Consider the following 15,450-nt stretch of genomic DNA (forward strand, 5'->3'; position numbering starts at 1 on the left):
CATCATATAATTTATACTTGAACGACGACCAAAAGCCAATCAACATAAAAGTCCCCCCTTCCGGGGGAGATTTAGAGGGGGCCACCTTCGCCGCCATATTCGATATGGACGGTACCCTTATCGATAATACGCCTTTTCATTACAAAGCATGGCAGCTGTTATTTAAAAAATACAACATGCCCGAGCTTAGCCGCGAAACTTATAAAGGAGAAATAAGCGGTGTACCTATCGCCAATACCGTAAGGCGTTATTTTGCCGATGCGGATGAAGGCCTTATTAAAACTATATCGCACGAAAAACAGGCCTTTTACCAGCAGGAGTTTCTGCCTTATCTAAAGGCCATCAGCGGATTGGAGGATTTCCTGGTCGAGCTGAAAAATGCCGGCGTAAAAATGGCGGTTGCCACATCGTCTGACATGGCAGACGTTGATTTTATTTTCGATACCGTCCCCATCGGGCAATATTTCGATGCCATTATAACCGGCGATATGGTACACGAGCCAAAGCCTAGTCCGCTGATATTTTTAAAGGCTGCGGAATTATTGGATACGCCGCCCGCTAGATGCGTGGTGTTTGAAGATTCGGCTGCGGGGCTACAGGCGGGCAACAGCGCAGGCATGAAAGTTGTAGGTATTACCACCAGCCACCCCGCCGAAAAGATAAACCAGGTAGCCAGCCTGGCCATTGACAACTACTCGGACATCAACCTGCCCGCGCTGGCTGAATTATTTGAAAACTAACATGAGCGATTCCCCTTCTAAAGAGCAAAATAGCATACCCACCAGCAAAGTAGAACGCAGCGCCAAATTTGTAAAAACGGGTTTTAAGATAGGCGGCAACTACATCAAGCATTACTCCAAAAAACTCTTCAACCCGGAGATGGATAAATCCGAGTTAAATGAGGATAACGCTACCGACATCTACCGATCGTTAAGCGAACTGAAAGGCAGCGCCCTAAAGGTTGCCCAGATGCTGAGCATGGATAAAAACCTGCTGCCGCAGGCTTATGTAGATAAATTCACGCAATCGCAATACAACGCGCCGCCGCTTTCGGGGCCGCTTATTGTGCAAACGTTCAAGAAATATTTCGGCAAAAACCCCGACCAGATATACGACAAGTTCAACATCCGCTCTACTAATGCGGCCTCTATTGGCCAGGTGCACCAGGCAGAACTTAAGGGCAAAAAACTGGCGGTGAAGATACAGTACCCCGGCGTAGGCGATTCCATCTCGTCGGACCTTAAACTTATCAAACCCTTCGCCTTCCGCATGCTGGGCATGAGCGAAAAGGAACTGGATGTTTACATGCGCGAGGTAGAAGAACGCCTTTTAGAGGAAACCGATTACGAGCTGGAGGTGCGCCGCTCCATCGAGTTTTCCGAAGCGTGTGCCAACCTGGATAACGTAGTGTTCCCTAAATATTACCCGGAGTTATCCAGCAAGCGCATCATTACCATGGATTGGCTGGAGGGCAAACACCTGCGCGAGTTTCTGGCTACCAACCCATCGCAACAACTACGCGACCAAATAGGCCAGGCGCTGTGGGATTTTTACAACTTTCAGCAGCACGAACTACGCGCCGTACACGCCGACCCGCACCCGGGCAATTTCATGATCACCCCCGCCGGCACACTGGGTGTGATAGATTTTGGCTGCATTAAAGTAATGCCCGATGATTTTTATTACCCCTTCTTTTCGCTCACCTCAACCAATTTATTCGATAGCAAGGAAGATACCATCACTGCGTTCCGTAAGCTGGAGATGATATTGCCCAACGATACCCCAGCGCAGATAGAATTTTATTACACCATGTTCCGTCAGATGATTGGGCTGTTTGCCAAACCCTACATTACCGATGAGTTCGATTTCGGCGAGAAGGCGTTCTTCGATGAACTGTTCGGCTTTGGCGAAAAGGTATCTAAGATGCCCGAGTTTAAGCAGGCACGCGGTGTAAAGCATTTTATCTACGTAAACCGTACCAACTTCGGACTGTACAACATCTTGCACGAACTGAAGGCAAAAGTAAAAACCGGTACGTATAAGCCGCATGTGGAAGCGGTTGTTTAATTTGCCGCCAGCACGTTTATATGATACCTTTAACCAAAACTTATCGCATGAAACGCCTTGCCCTACTCGCGTGGACACTGCTTGCCCTTGCTGCCTGCAAAAACAAGCCCGCATCTCCGCAAACGCACGATGACGACTCCTTGAAGGTTGTACAAGCCCATTACGTTGAGCCGCAGGGAGTATCCAGCAAACAAATTGTCGATTCCGCAGGAAGCGAGGACGATTTGGACCAATATGCAGATTACTACATCGTGGTTGCTGATACCGGTAAAAACTACTATGCGCTAAGGGACAAGATGCTGAAGCTGCACGACACTACCGGCATTGCCATAGATACGATGGGCCGGTACTACAATAAAAAGAAGGATTTGATAATGGTGCGGGAAGATGACGAGGACGATATTGTAGCAGGTGATTACTATCCAAGGCGGCAACCATCGCAAACCTTAAGCCTGGAGTATCTGAATACCTACACATCCGACGCGGATGCTAAAATGATAGCACTGGTAAGTGGTATTTATGAAGATAAAGCCAGCGCAGATAAAGCACTTGGATTATTGCCCGGGCAGAAAGCCTTTGCCTTTAAAGGCAAGGTATATGTAGGCTGCCTGCATTAAGTTAAATGTAGTTCACTAAGGCCACCAACGATACGGCGAAAGTAGCTATCCAGCTTATTAGCGATTTAAGTTGCCATGCCTCAATTTCGGCTACGCGCCCGGTGCCCGCAAACGATTTAGACTTGCGGTTGCAATAGTAACCAAAAGCAACAAGGGCTGTTAAAACGAGTGCGAAAATACAAATGAGCAAATTGTGAAAATCGTTTGTAAGCATAGTAATCTGCGATGATAGTGTATATACGTGGCATAATCAAAAATAGATGTATCCATTTTGTGAACATCTTAACATTCGATAGCTGCACGCCTAGAGCAAAAAGCCCTCCAAAACTTATTTATTAGCTAAAGAGGGGCATGTTCGCTTGAAAAGCCACTATTACGAAATTCTTTATCCCCGGGTTACGTATCTATGGGGAATTAAGGGACAGGTTGGGGCATTTTTTGCAAAGCAGGGCTTTTATCTTGATCTTAGATGCATAGTAAAAGCACGGTTAGGCGCTGTTGTTTTACTTACTTCTTATACGTCTATACAAAACAGCCTTCCAATTTGGATGTTGCTTTAACAAATGAAAGTTTTACTCGCCGGCGCTAATGGATACATAGGTACAAGGCTCATCCCCGTATTGCTGGAGAAGGGCCATACTGTGGTATGCCTGGTTCGCGATAAGCGGCGCTTTCACGAACAAAACGATTACAGCGACAGAGTTACGCTCCTTACCGGCGATTTGCTGAAAGAAGGGAGCATAGACACCCTCCCGCAGGATATAGATGCGGCTTATTACCTGGTGCATTCCATGGCGCAGGCTGCAGATTTCGCAGACATGGAAGCGATGTCGGCACATAACTTTGCGCAGGCAATTAGCATCACAAACTGCAAACAGGTAATTTACCTCAGCGGGATAGTAAACGATACCGGGTTATCAGAACACCTCCGGTCGCGCAGGCATGTGGAAGACGTGTTGAAGGGATGCAAGGCCGCCATCACCGTTTTAAGAGCGGCCATTATTATCGGCTCGGGCAGTTCGTCCTTCGAAATCATCCGCGACCTTACTGAGAAGCTGCCTATCATGACCGTTCCGCGCTGGGTGAACACCAAAAGCCAGCCCATCGCTATACGAGATGTATTGGGCTATTTGGAAGGCGTATTGTTAAACGAAAAGGCTTTCGATAAAACTTTCGACATTGGCGGGCCGGATATCCTGAGCTTTAAACAAATGATGTTGGTATATGCCAAAGTACGTAAGCTGAAAAGGTATATTATTACCATCCCCTTCCTCTCGCCCAAAATCTCATCGTACTGGCTATACTTCGTTACTTCTACCAGCTATTCGCTTGCGCAAAGCCTGGTGGATAGCATGAAGAACGAAACAATTATGAAAGACCATGCAATTGATAGCGTTGTAAAGCGCGGATGCCTGAGCTATGAGGAAGCGCTTAAACTTGCTTTTAACAAAATAGAACAAAACTCTATCGTAAGCAGTTGGAAGGATGCTCTGAATAATGGCTACCTTAACTCGGGCTTTATGGACCAGATTAAGGTGCCCCAAAACGGTACGCTGGAATATAAGGTAAAACAACCCTTTAGTCGCGATGGCGAAGAAGTACTAAAAAACATTATGGCCATTGGCGGTAATCGCGGCTGGTACTATTGGGACTGGATATGGAGCGTTCGCGGCTTCCTGGATAAACTTTTCGGCGGCGTTGGCAGCAGAAGGGGCCGCACCAGCAATATCAACGTATCGCCAGGCGATGTAATAGATTTTTGGAGGGTGTTGCTTGCCGATAAAACTAACCGTCGGCTTTTGCTGTATGCCGAAATGAAGTTGCCCGGCGAGGCCTGGCTTGAGTTTAAAATTATTGAGCGCAACGGCAAAACTTTTCTCAGCCAGGTAGCTACCTTTAGGCCCCGCGGGCTTTGGGGCCGCATGTACTGGTACCTGATGTGGCCTTTCCACCTTTTTATTTTCAAAGGGATGGCGAGAAGGATAGTTGATTTTGGAGAAGGAAAAAAATAGAAGTAATATCGAACACCGAATGCTGAGCCCTGAATGATGAAGTGCAGCTTCAAACACTTCGAAATTGGATATTCGGCGTTCGATATTTTTATCTTAAGATATAATTTATGAGCAAAAACATACTAATTACCGGCGGCACCGGCTTATTGGGTACCCAGCTTACACAGGAGTTGCTGGCCCAGGGCCACGCTGTAAGCCACCTAAGCCGTAGCAAAGGCAAAAATCCAAGAGTGCATACCTTTTTATGGGATGTAGAAAAAGGGCAGATCGACGAGCATTGCTTAGATGGCGTAGATACCATTATACACCTGGCTGGCACCGGCATTGCCGATAAACGGTGGACAGACCGGCGCAAGCGCGAGATTGTAGAGACCCGTACCAAATCCATCGGCCTTATTTACGGACTGATGCGCAACAGGGCAAACAGGGTGCGTTCGGTTATCTCTGCATCGGGCATAGGGTATTATAGTAATCGCGGCGAGGAACTGCTTACCGAGGAAAGCCCGCCGGCGCACGATTTTATCGGTACCTGCTGCATCGATTGGGAAAACGCGGTTGATGAAGGCAAGGAGCTTGGCCTGCGCATACTCAAGTTCCGCACCGGTGTGGTGCTGAGCAAAGATGGCGGAGCGTTGCCTCAATTGGCGCTACCGGTTAAACTTGGCATAGGTTCGCCCTTGGGTACCGGCAAGCAATGGGTACCCTGGATACACCCACGCGATGTAATGGATATGTACTTACTCGGCGTGAATAACGAGAACCTAACGGGCGTGTTCAATATGGCAGCTCCCTACCCGGTAACCAACGAGCAGCTTACGCAGGCTGTAGCCAAACAATTACACCGCCTGCTGTGGGCACCAAAAGTGCCGGCTTTTATATTGAAATTGCTGATGGGCGAGATGGCTTTGCTGGCACTGGGCAGCACCAAAACATCTGCGCAAAAAATAATGGATTCCGGTTTTACGTTTACCTACCCCGATATAGCTACCGCCCTGCAAGAGATTTATGGATAGCACCGCTGTAGCGATTTTTTGGCACCGTCGCGATTTGCGGCTGGGTGATAATGCCGGGCTGTATCGCGCCCTAAAAAGCGGTAACCTTGTGCTGCCCATCTTTATATTCGATAAGGAGATATTGGATGAGTTGGATGCAGAAGACGATGCCAGGGTAACCTTTATTTACGATACCATCGCCAATTTAAAAGCCGAATACCAACAGCACGGCAGCGGCCTGCAAGTATTTTATGATAAGCCCCAAAACGCTATTGCCCAACTGATAAAACAGCACAAGGTTACAGCCGTTTACACCAACCACGATTACGAACCCTCCGCCAACAAGCGCGACGAGACCATAGCGAAGCTTTTGGCGGAGCACAACATTGATCTGAAAACCTTTAAGGACCAAGTAATATTCGAGCGCGACGAGGTGGTTAAAGACGATGGTAAGCCTTATACGGTTTTCACACCCTACAAAAACAAATGGTACCAAAAGCTTAAACTCTTTTACCTCAAGGCCTACCCTACTGAAAAATATTTAGCCAACCTTTATCAATTTAAAGCATCGCCCATACCCTCTTTAAAAGAGATGGGTTTCACCAAAAGCAATGCTGAATTCCCCGGCACGGGCTATGAAAAGTTTATTGCCGATTATGCCGAGAAACGCGATTTCCCGGCCGTTAAAGGCACCTCGCATATCGGGCTTCATCTGCGTTTCGGCACGGTAAGCATTAGGCAGCTGGCCACTAATGCATTTCACGCCACCGAAAAAACCTGGCTTAACGAGTTGATATGGCGCGAGTTTTACATGATGGTGCTGCACCATTTCCCGCAAACGGCAACGCATGCCTTTAAGCCCGATTACGACAATATTAAATGGATAAACAACGAAGAACAGTTTAAAGCTTGGTGCAACGGCCAAACCGGCTACCCCATGGTTGATGCAGGTATGCGCGAACTGAACGCCACCGGCTTTATGCATAACCGCGTGCGGATGGTAACGGCCAGCTTTTTAACCAAACACCTGCTTATAGACTGGCGTTGGGGCGAAGCCTATTTCGCCCAAAAGCTGCTGGATTATGAAATGGCCAGCAACGTGGGCGGCTGGCAATGGGCGGCTGGTTGCGGCACCGATGCAGCACCATACTTCCGCATATTCAACCCGGAAGCGCAGATGAAAAAATTCGACCCAAAGATGGAATACATAAAAAAATGGGTTGCGGAGTATGCCGACTTCAGCATCTACCCAAAACCCATCGTAGATCACGCCTTTGCGCGCGAACGTTGCCTCAAGGCTTTCAAAGCAGCCCTAAGCTAATATTTTTATTCTAACTGTGTTACCGTAGTTATCTGGAATTCGAAACGAAGCGGTGCATGCGTAGGTATGCCCGATGACGTTGGCGGTGATATGCCATAACCAAGCCTCGATGGCATAATCAATGAGATAGATACACCCGAGGCCCCATGGTCCTTAAGCCCTTCATAAACGCCCGGAACAAGGCCCGATATACCATCGCTGATAGCCGGGCTAAACACATAAGCCGTGGTTTTTGATGCTTCGTCAAACGAGGTTCCGTTTAATATAGCTCCCGTATAGGTAGTAGTAACAATCGATAAGTCGTTTATACTCTTTGCCGTATCTGCTTTGGCCGTTATCAACTTATAGTACAGGCCCGACGCGGTTTTGGTGTATCCACTTAAGCTATTAGTGGTGAGGTAATTCCTGATAACCAGATCATCATACGCTGCCTGATCATCAATTACATGCACATAATAATCGAGGCATTGGTTACCTGCTATACGGCTGTTTACGTTGGTAACGCTACCAGAACCGTACCCGGTTTTGCCATAGGCCAGGCGAGACGGTATCTGCAAACGCATGCTGGCCCCTTTGTATTTCAGCACGTTGTGTATGGCTAACTGTAGGCCCTTAGGCAAGCCATCCTGCTGCAAATGGCCCAGGTAATCATCAAAATGGTTGGTGATGGTATCTGCCGAAGTATATTTGCCATCGTAGCTTTTTACGGTGAACACCAGCGAAACCCTGTCAGACCACTCTAGTTTAGCACCTGTGCCGGGGTTGATGATTTTATAATACATGCCGGTAGTATCGCCGCCGGTAGTGTCGCGGCTAAAGCCGGTGAGGCCATTAGAGCTTATATAATTCTGTATCTGCTGTCCGTCGAATTCCTGGATGGTAGGGTCAACGCCGTCTTTACGGCAAGCGGTTAAGCCGGCCACGGCAATCAGTAAAAAAGTAAAGATCTTTTGTTTCATCTAAAATTAGTTCGTTACATCTAAAAGTTTTATATCAAAGTCCAGTACCGAATTTTTGGGCAATCCCAAATCGGTCTGGTCGTACGGTCCGTATGCATAACGCGAGGGTATCAATAATCGTACGGTGCCGCCTTTCTTAATTTGCGGTATGCCCAACTGCCATCCTCTTATCACTTCTCCCAACGCAAAACTGGGGTGAAAACCGTTGCTCTTGGCAAATTCCTTCCCACTTGTTAGTATCCTGCCAGTAAAATCAACCGTTACGCGGGTAGAGTTGGTGAACAAATCGTTCCCCTCGCCTGGTGCTATAACGATATAAAAAACGCCGGTGGTGTCAATGCGCTTAGCAGCTGTGGTTAAGCCGTTAGCATCAATATAGTCGGTGATTATTTTCTCATCCACAACCCCTTGCGCCCTTACCTCCGCAACCACGTCATACCCCTTTTTGCATGACGATAAGCCCGCAGCAAGCAATAATATGATAAGCAGCAACCTGTTCATACCTCTAATAATCTGCAAATTTATTGTTTTAAATGGCAAAAACGGCAGCTTAACACTTTTTAACACTTGGCAGCGTAAATTAAGCCGGCTATTGGGGTTTGTAATTGATAGTGAGCTGATTTATCTTTTTCAATATTTCGGTTAAATACAGCTTATCAGCCTCACTTATGTGGCTGTTTAGATAATTATTGAACTGCTTTACCACATCCTTGGCCATTTTGCGTTTTTCTTTGCCAAGGTCGGTCAGGAATATTTTTACCGAGCGCTTATCACCTTTGTTAGATTGGCGGTAGATAAGTCCCGTCTCCTCCAATTGGTTCAGCATGCGCGAAAGGCTGGTAGATTTAAGCCCCAGCAATGCCGCTGCCTGCGATACGGTAGTCCCCTCCTCATCTATATTGATGAGCAGGTAACCTATAGATTGCGTAATACCAAATTCCGTAACTATCTGGTTGTAACGGTTGGCAACGGTTTGCCAAACTATCTTCAAAAAGTAATCAATCGTTTCCTGGTGTTTTACACTGCTTCGCATAAGGCAACAAACTTAGTGTTTTAGTCGATAGTCTATAGCCCATAGTCCATAGTTTTTTCGCCTGTATAAATATGTATTGGTCGAAACTAAACGGTTCATGAAATAACATATTGCAAGCCGCAGTTTCATTCTGAGCTTAAATGAACTATTGACCACGAACCATCTACTTTATTACCATCCCAATTTAGTATCGTCTCCCCTGGGGTCGGCACCACCTTCGTAGTAGCCCCATTTGGTTTTCAGGATACCATCCACCCGGCCAATAGAGCCGCGTTTGGTAAACTTGTAGCCTTTTTTTGTAAGCTTGTCTACGGTTATACTATCGAGGGCATCCGGCTCGGCGCCAACTTCGTCGGGCATCCATTGATGATGGAAACGTTTGGCCGATACCGCTCCCTGCATGCTTTTATCGAACTCTATCACGTTCAATATCGTCTGGAAAACCGAGGTGATAATGGTAGAACCGCCGGGCGTGCCCACTACCATAAACAGGTCGCCATTTTTCTCGATGATGGTAGGCGTCATGGCCGATAACATCCTTTTATTGGGTTGTATGCTGTTAGCTTTACCGCCCAGCAGGCCATACATATTGGGCACGCCGGGTTTCGAACTAAAGTCATCCATCTCATTATTAAGCAGAAAGCCTGCGCCGCCTACAAATACGTGCGAGCCAAAAGTGTCATTGAGGGTGGTGGTAATAGCCACCGCATTGCCTTCTTTATCAACGATGGAAAAGTGAGTGGTTTGATCGCTTTCGTAGCCTATGAACATGCCGGGTTGTATGCTGGCGCTTGGCGTTGCAGCGTCCCAGCTAAAGTTTGCCATGCGTTTGATCAGATATTGCGTATCAAGCAGGCTATCTTTGGGTACTTTGTAAAAATCAGGGTCGCCAAGGTATTTAGAGCGATCGGCATATGCCCGGCGCTCTGCCTCAACTATCACCTGTACGGTAGAATCTTTATTGAAGCCCCACCTTTTAAGGGGATAGCGTTCGGCTATTTTCAACAACTGCATCAACACGATGCCCCCGCTGCTTGGCGGCGGCATGGTAATTATTTTATAGCCTTTGTAATTGCCGATGATGGGCGTACGCCATACCGAGTGGTAGTTCTGTAAGTCGGCCAGTGTCATAATACCTTTGCCAGATTTCATTTCGGCAACGATCAGATCGGCAGTTTTGCCGGTATAGAAGCCGTCGCGGCCTTTATCGCGTATCAGTTCCAAGGTATGCCCCAGGTCTTCCTGCACCAATATATCGCCTTCCTTCCACTCGCCATCTTTCATCAGGTATTTTTTACCGGGGTTCAATGCAGCAAACTTTGCCTTCGCGCTGTTGATATTGTTGGCCATACGGGCGGTCATTTTAAAGCCGTTTAGCGCCAGGTTTATAGCGGGCTGCACCAGATCGGCCCATTTCAGTTTGCCATATTTTTTATGGGCAGTTATCATGCCGTCTACGGATCCGGGCACGCCAGATGCAAAATGGGTGTATAGGCTCATGTTGGGTATTACGTTGCCTGCACTATCCAAATACATATTGGAACTGGCCTGTGCGGGGGCTTTTTCCCTAAAATCGAGCGTATTTGTTTTGCCGGATGCCGAGCGGTACACCATAAAGCCGCCGCCGCCAATGTTGCCTGCCTGCGGATGCGTTACCGCCAGCGCAAATTGCACAGCAACCGCAGCATCTACTGCGTTGCCCCCTTTTTTAAGGACATCCAGCCCCGCCTGAGCAGCATCCGGATAGGCGCAAACAACCATACCATTGCGGTATTGGCCACTTACATTTTGCCCTAGTTGCCCTTTTACGCAACCTGCCGTAAGGCATAAAAAAACCATAGCCGAAATCAATTTGTGGGGTACGCGGAGTTTGGGGGTCATCATCGTTATAGAAAAATTATTTGGCCAATTTAGTGTATTTCGGCAGAAAAATACGGCTTGTGCAGTTGTAATTTTCGGGTTGAAAACCAGTAACATCCCCTATAAAACGCCTTATTTTTTGGCCTGACAAGCATAAAACGGCATTTTTACCGTTCATACCAAAATCACTACCATGAAAAAAATCTCCTTCATCGCATTAATATTATGCACTTTTTTGCTGGCCGCTAACCGTTCGCAGGCCCAGGATTACAAGACAGCCGTGGGCCTCAAATTCGGCGGATACGAGAACGGTTTCTCGGTAAAATACTTTATGGACGACCGCACCGCGCTGGAAGGCATACTGGGTATCCGTTCGCACGGGGCGGTGCTTACAGGATTGTATGAGATTCATCAACAGGCTTTTAACTCCGCAGGCCTTAAGTTTTATTACGGCTTTGGCGGGCACCTGGGCTCGGTTGGTGCGGGCAGATACCAAACTTTCGGCGGCGACGACAAGTACTACACCAACAACCATATCCTATTGGGGGCCGACGGTGTGCTTGGCCTGGAATACAAAATTGCCGATGCGCCCATCGCCGTAAGCCTTGATCTTAACCCGCGTATTGAATTGGCCACCGGCCCCTTTTTCGACCTGGCACCGGGCTTGGGCATCAAGTACACTTTTTAATAGAATAGTCCATCATCGCTTTTTTTGGGATGCAAAAACGGCTGAAGAACTTATGATTTTTCAGCCGTTTTTGTGCTTTTTCACCCCGGAAAACCTTTAAAAATCGGAAAGAAATCGGTGCTTTTCGTAGGTAATCTTTACTTCACAATGATTACCTTTTTGGCATATATTTTTTGCCCCAAAGTTACCCGCAGCACATAGGTGCCGGGCATTTGGTTGGTAGTATTTACCGCCGTGCTAAAGTTGCCTGCGGCGATAGTCTGATCCTGCTGGTACACTACCTGCCCCGCTATGTTCACCAATTCTATTTTGGCGGTACCGGCGGCTTTCGCCACAAATACCACGTTGAGGTTATCTACCGCCGGAACGGGGAATAGCGTGAGCCCTATATCGGTGCTGGTATCCGGGTGCTTGGCTACCAGCGCAAAAGCAAACTCATCTGACCGGCTTACGCAGCCTGTGCTCAATGTCACTTCGGTGGTGTACTTGCCACTTTGTATGGGCGCGTAGGTGGCGCCGGTGGCGCCTGCAATAAGCACCCCGTTCAGATACCACTGGTTGCCCTCGGCAAAATTGGAGGCCAGTGTATCAGCTGCCCGGGTAATTACCGGTTTGTTTACCGTAGCAGGCAGCCTGGCGGCCGATGGGCAGCCCATACTTTTCACATGCAGATCGTAAAAGTAGTAATAGAAGTTTTTATAGTAAGTAGTGTCGTTGGCGTTGGTGGGCGATACCGCCGTATTGCCCATAATGCTGAAGATGTTGCCTATCTTGAAAGGATAGCCCGCCACCCCGCCGTTATTGCGGAACACCGTTGCCGAGGTATCATAAGTTGGTGTAATGGCGTACGTACCTGCAGTGGGCAGGGTTAGGTTAAGGTTAACCAAAGTGCCCTGGTCGGCAGGGTCGTCGGTTTGGGCGCCGGGGCCGGGCGTAGTGCGCGTTGCGCTGGCGTTGATGGTAGTGGTAGATACCGTTTCGCCGTTGGCATTGGTTACCGTAAAGGTTAGCTTGCCGGGGTTGCCGAAATACATCCGCGCGGTTTCAAGCACCACCGGCACGTTGGTGTACACCACTACCGATGGGCCAAATTGGTTGTACCCGCCGCCGGTGAATGCGCTTTTAGTGGCGGGACCAATGTTACCGCTAAAATCGTTCAGCCCGGCGTAAAAGGTGTTGTTTGCAGGCGCAACCGCGGTAGAAGCTATAGGCCCGAAAGCTATCGGCAAGGCATCCGTGGGCGATTTATACCAAAGTAGCTGCCCATCGCCGGTGCCGTTGAGCAGGTAGGTATTATTGTTATTGCACAAGTAGGCGCTTAGCGTACCCAAAGCCGGGGGCAGGCTTATACTTACCGTGCCGGTGGTTTTATCGTTGGCGGCTATAGGGTCGCCGGCCAGGTGGGTTTCTGCGGCTATAGTATAGGTTGCCCCCGCCACGGTGTTGAACTTGCCCGAAAGTGTGAAATCTACCTCGTCGAGCGGACTGATGGTACCCGTATAAACCTCGTTAAAGGTTACCACCGTACTATTTGGCGAGGTAACCGTTACCGTAACCGGCACATTGCTGATGTTGGCGCTGCCATAATTCTTAAGCCTAACGGTTATGGCTGTGGCTACCGCGCAGGATGTGCCGTCTTCGGCATTTACAATGGCCGATACCCCAGCATCGGCAACGGGCTTGGCAAACTGCACGCGGTAATCCTGGGTTTCGCCCTTGGCGTAGGTACCGCAGGCACTTATGGTTGATGTATCTGAGGTTTCGGTAAGCACTACGCGCAACAGGCCGAAATTACCGGGGATAACCGATAGCGGCACCGTAATATTGCCGGTGTAAGTAGCTGTACCATTGACTACTGTGGTGGTTGCGGTCAACTCTTCGGCCCCGAAGGTACCATCGCCATTCCAGTCTACAAATATTTTGGCGGCCTTGTTGAAATTACCGCCACAGGTACCCAGCGTAATGCTGAAGGGATAGGTTTTGGCCTGCTCTAATTGCAGGGTGAGGGCGGTATAATCTGAGTAGCCTGTGCAGCCCGCCGCAGGCGTATTGTTTACGTTGGATAGGGTGAAATTATCCACCCGCGAACCTGCAGTGGATAGCGGCGCCGATGCGCAATAAGCCGCCCCGCCGATACCTGTAGCAATGAGCGAATACGCCTGGCTGCCCGATGATAGCGTACCCTTATGCGATACCGTGATGGTGTAGGTTTTGCCCGGCGTGGCATTGGCAATGTAAACCTGCTCTATATTATCGCGGATGTTGTCGCCCGTGGTGGCTGTGGCCGATGGGTTAGCAGGGTTTAATACGTAGGGCCTGTAGGTGCTTGTGCCATCGCTTACGCGGATATCGAGATCGTTCACCAGTTTGGGTACCCGGCTGTTGATAACGCCCTCGGTGGTTGGGGTTCCGGCGGGATCTGTCCAGCAGATGGATACCGCCAGCGGACCTATGCCCGATGCCGTAACCTGGAAAGTTTTGCTTTGCCCCTGCGCCAGGGTGTTCTCGCTGATGAGGCTTTTACCGCCGTTATCGGTAATGGCCCGTGCGGCGGTGCGCATGTTGAGCAGCCCCCAACCGTAAACATAATCGGGGCCAACGTTGCCTGCATCGAATGCGGTATGGCAGGCCAGGCCTTTCAGTGTGGCGGATAGCATGAACGCCCCGTTATTTTTTTGCGCGTAATATTCCTGCAGGAGCAGTAAGGAGCCTGTAACATTGGGCGCAGCCATGGAGGTGCCCGATAGCGTAAGGTACGAATTGGGGCTGCTTACACCGGTAGAGAGCACGTTTTCGCCATCGGCAACCAAATCGGGTTTTATGCGGCCATCATCAGTTGGGCCCCAACTGCTGAAATATGAGACGGCCACATCGCTGCGGTTGAGCGGGCCGTTCGGCAAAGGGCCAACCGCGCCTACGGTGAGGATGTTTTTTGCATTGCCCGTGGTGCTGATGATATCGTAACCATCGTTGCTGCTGATGCCGGGCGGCCTCGCCCCTTTGTTGATAATGGCCGGGTTCGTTTTGGTAGCATAGCCGTAATACACCTCGCCCACGGCGGGGCCGTTGCTGCTGCGGCTGTTGCCCGCCGATTCTACGATGAGGTAATATGGAGCGTTATAGGCAATATTGTCCCAGCTTTGCACACGGCTATCATAAAAGCCGAAGTTGTAGTCCTCGGTATCGCCGGGCAGGCCGTACCATTCCCAATGGCCCGCGCTGCTGTTGTACTCCCACCCGGCCACGTCGCCATAAGAGTGGTTAGAGAGCAGCAGGCCGGTTGCGGCGGCGCCGCTCATTTCAGATACGTCGTTATCAAAATCCCAGGAATTCAATACCGATGTATTGAAGGCCATGCCTTTTGCCGGGCCATAAACACCCTTGGCCACCATGGTGCCTGCCACGTGGGTAGAGTGATCCAACACCGAGGCATTATCTTTTGAGGTGATGGTTTTGCCTGCGAATTCTACATGCGAACTGTACACCGAGCCGCCATCCCAAATGGCCAGCCTGTTAGTCAGGAAAGTGCTGCTGCCCGATAGGTTTAGGCCCAGCGCGCCACCCGGCTGTACGGCATTGGTGCCGGTGGTGGCTGCCGCTATAGTGTTGTTATGCGTAACCAAAAACACCGGGAAGCCCAGGCTATTGGTACCTTGCAAAGTTTTGAGGTTGCCTGTTTTTGTTTGGCTGCGGATGGCCCATCCACGCCCTTTGGCCAGCGATACTGCCCTTTGCTGCCCTGCCGAAAAGGTTTGACCTGCCTGCACCGAAAAACGCTCGAGCTCCTGCTTTTTGGCAGCGTTAACCAGCGGTTTTTGCGCAAATGCCGGCGAAATACAGCAAAAAAGTAAAATATTGAGCAGTAGTACCGGGTAATGTTTTCCCATAAAATTATAAGCAG

13 protein-coding genes are annotated in these 15,450 nt (G+C 49.2%); 7 read left to right on the forward strand and 6 right to left on the reverse strand.

Annotated elements, in window-relative coordinates:
* Positions 1–17: 17 nt before the first annotated feature.
* From AC1DXC_RS16085 to AC1DXC_RS16095, 3 genes are read left to right on the forward strand one after another with little or no spacing between them, the layout of a single operon-like run.
* Positions 18–740: an HAD family hydrolase gene (locus tag AC1DXC_RS16085; protein ID WP_477460180.1), complete on the forward strand. Its 723-nt coding sequence runs from the start codon at positions 18–20 to the stop codon at positions 738–740.
* A 1-nt stretch (position 741) separates the two neighbouring features.
* Positions 742–2,067: an ABC1 kinase family protein gene (locus AC1DXC_RS16090; protein WP_477460181.1), complete on the forward strand. Its 1,326-nt coding sequence runs from the start codon at positions 742–744 to the stop codon at positions 2,065–2,067.
* A gap of 47 nt (positions 2,068–2,114) precedes the next feature.
* Positions 2,115–2,684, forward strand: a complete 570-nt coding sequence (locus AC1DXC_RS16095; RefSeq protein WP_477460182.1) for a hypothetical protein — start codon at positions 2,115–2,117, stop codon at positions 2,682–2,684.
* Position 2,685: 1 nt separating this feature from the next.
* Here AC1DXC_RS16095 and AC1DXC_RS16100 read toward each other — a convergent pair whose 3' ends face one another.
* Positions 2,686–2,898, reverse strand: coding sequence for a hypothetical protein (locus tag AC1DXC_RS16100; RefSeq protein ID WP_477460183.1), 213 nt, complete (start codon positions 2,896–2,898; stop codon positions 2,686–2,688).
* Positions 2,899–3,247: 349 nt separating this feature from the next.
* Here AC1DXC_RS16100 and AC1DXC_RS16105 point away from each other — a divergent pair, with 349 nt between their 5' ends.
* The 3 genes from AC1DXC_RS16105 to AC1DXC_RS16115 all read left to right on the forward strand — a co-directional run bounded on the left by AC1DXC_RS16105 (position 3,248) and on the right by AC1DXC_RS16115 (position 7,009).
* Positions 3,248–4,696: an SDR family oxidoreductase gene (locus tag AC1DXC_RS16105; protein WP_477460184.1), complete on the forward strand. Its 1,449-nt coding sequence runs from the start codon at positions 3,248–3,250 to the stop codon at positions 4,694–4,696.
* 107 nt (positions 4,697–4,803) lie between these two features.
* Positions 4,804–5,709, forward strand: a complete 906-nt coding sequence (locus AC1DXC_RS16110) for a TIGR01777 family oxidoreductase (RefSeq protein ID WP_477460185.1) — start codon at positions 4,804–4,806, stop codon at positions 5,707–5,709.
* Positions 5,702–7,009: a cryptochrome/photolyase family protein gene (locus AC1DXC_RS16115; protein WP_477460186.1), complete on the forward strand. Its 1,308-nt coding sequence runs from the start codon at positions 5,702–5,704 to the stop codon at positions 7,007–7,009. Before AC1DXC_RS16110 ends, AC1DXC_RS16115 begins: the two co-directional genes overlap by 8 nt.
* A gap of 5 nt (positions 7,010–7,014) precedes the next feature.
* Here AC1DXC_RS16115 and AC1DXC_RS16120 read toward each other — a convergent pair whose 3' ends face one another.
* The 4 genes from AC1DXC_RS16120 to ggt form a co-directional block, all read right to left on the reverse strand.
* On the reverse strand, positions 7,015–7,968 hold the full coding sequence (locus AC1DXC_RS16120; RefSeq protein ID WP_477460187.1) for an FKBP-type peptidyl-prolyl cis-trans isomerase: 954 nt from the start codon (positions 7,966–7,968) through the stop codon (positions 7,015–7,017).
* Between the two features lie 6 nt (positions 7,969–7,974).
* Positions 7,975–8,487: an FKBP-type peptidyl-prolyl cis-trans isomerase gene (locus AC1DXC_RS16125; RefSeq protein WP_477460188.1), complete on the reverse strand. Its 513-nt coding sequence runs from the start codon at positions 8,485–8,487 to the stop codon at positions 7,975–7,977.
* Positions 8,488–8,557: 70 nt separating this feature from the next.
* On the reverse strand, positions 8,558–9,001 hold the full coding sequence (locus AC1DXC_RS16130) for a MarR family winged helix-turn-helix transcriptional regulator (RefSeq protein ID WP_477460189.1): 444 nt from the start codon (positions 8,999–9,001) through the stop codon (positions 8,558–8,560).
* A gap of 171 nt (positions 9,002–9,172) precedes the next feature.
* On the reverse strand, positions 9,173–10,882 hold the full coding sequence (gene ggt / locus AC1DXC_RS16135; RefSeq protein WP_477460237.1) for a gamma-glutamyltransferase: 1,710 nt from the start codon (positions 10,880–10,882) through the stop codon (positions 9,173–9,175).
* 172 nt (positions 10,883–11,054) lie between these two features.
* Between ggt and AC1DXC_RS16140 the strand changes: the two genes are divergently transcribed.
* On the forward strand, positions 11,055–11,549 hold the full coding sequence (locus tag AC1DXC_RS16140; protein ID WP_477460190.1) for a hypothetical protein: 495 nt from the start codon (positions 11,055–11,057) through the stop codon (positions 11,547–11,549).
* A 137-nt stretch (positions 11,550–11,686) separates the two neighbouring features.
* On the opposite strand, the gene AC1DXC_RS16145 is transcribed toward AC1DXC_RS16140, so the two are convergent.
* Complete coding sequence (locus AC1DXC_RS16145) at positions 11,687–15,436, reverse strand: S8 family serine peptidase (RefSeq protein WP_477460191.1); 3,750 nt, start codon at positions 15,434–15,436, stop codon at positions 11,687–11,689.
* Positions 15,437–15,450 lie beyond the last annotated feature (14 nt).

This window comes from Mucilaginibacter sp. P2_D11, assembly GCF_056404435.1.

What these genes read in the sequence shown, in the direction of transcription:
- AC1DXC_RS16090 (WP_477460181.1), top strand. Translation starts at nt 742, where the DNA reads ATGAGCGATTCCCCTTCTAAAGAGCAAAATAGCATACCCACCAGCAAA.
- AC1DXC_RS16095 (WP_477460182.1), top strand. Translation starts at nt 2,115, where the DNA reads ATGAAACGCCTTGCCCTACTCGCGTGGACACTGCTTGCCCTTGCTGCC.
- AC1DXC_RS16100 (WP_477460183.1), bottom strand. Translation starts at nt 2,898, where the DNA reads ATGCTTACAAACGATTTTCACAATTTGCTCATTTGTATTTTCGCACTC.
- AC1DXC_RS16105 (WP_477460184.1), top strand. Translation starts at nt 3,248, where the DNA reads ATGAAAGTTTTACTCGCCGGCGCTAATGGATACATAGGTACAAGGCTC.
- AC1DXC_RS16110 (WP_477460185.1), top strand. Translation starts at nt 4,804, where the DNA reads ATGAGCAAAAACATACTAATTACCGGCGGCACCGGCTTATTGGGTACC.
- AC1DXC_RS16115 (WP_477460186.1), top strand. Translation starts at nt 5,702, where the DNA reads ATGGATAGCACCGCTGTAGCGATTTTTTGGCACCGTCGCGATTTGCGG.
- AC1DXC_RS16120 (WP_477460187.1), bottom strand. Translation starts at nt 7,968, where the DNA reads ATGAAACAAAAGATCTTTACTTTTTTACTGATTGCCGTGGCCGGCTTA.
- AC1DXC_RS16130 (WP_477460189.1), bottom strand. Translation starts at nt 9,001, where the DNA reads ATGCGAAGCAGTGTAAAACACCAGGAAACGATTGATTACTTTTTGAAG.
- ggt (WP_477460237.1), bottom strand. Translation starts at nt 10,882, where the DNA reads ATGACCCCCAAACTCCGCGTACCCCACAAATTGATTTCGGCTATGGTT.
- AC1DXC_RS16140 (WP_477460190.1), top strand. Translation starts at nt 11,055, where the DNA reads ATGAAAAAAATCTCCTTCATCGCATTAATATTATGCACTTTTTTGCTG.
- AC1DXC_RS16145 (WP_477460191.1), bottom strand. Translation starts at nt 15,436, where the DNA reads ATGGGAAAACATTACCCGGTACTACTGCTCAATATTTTACTTTTTTGC.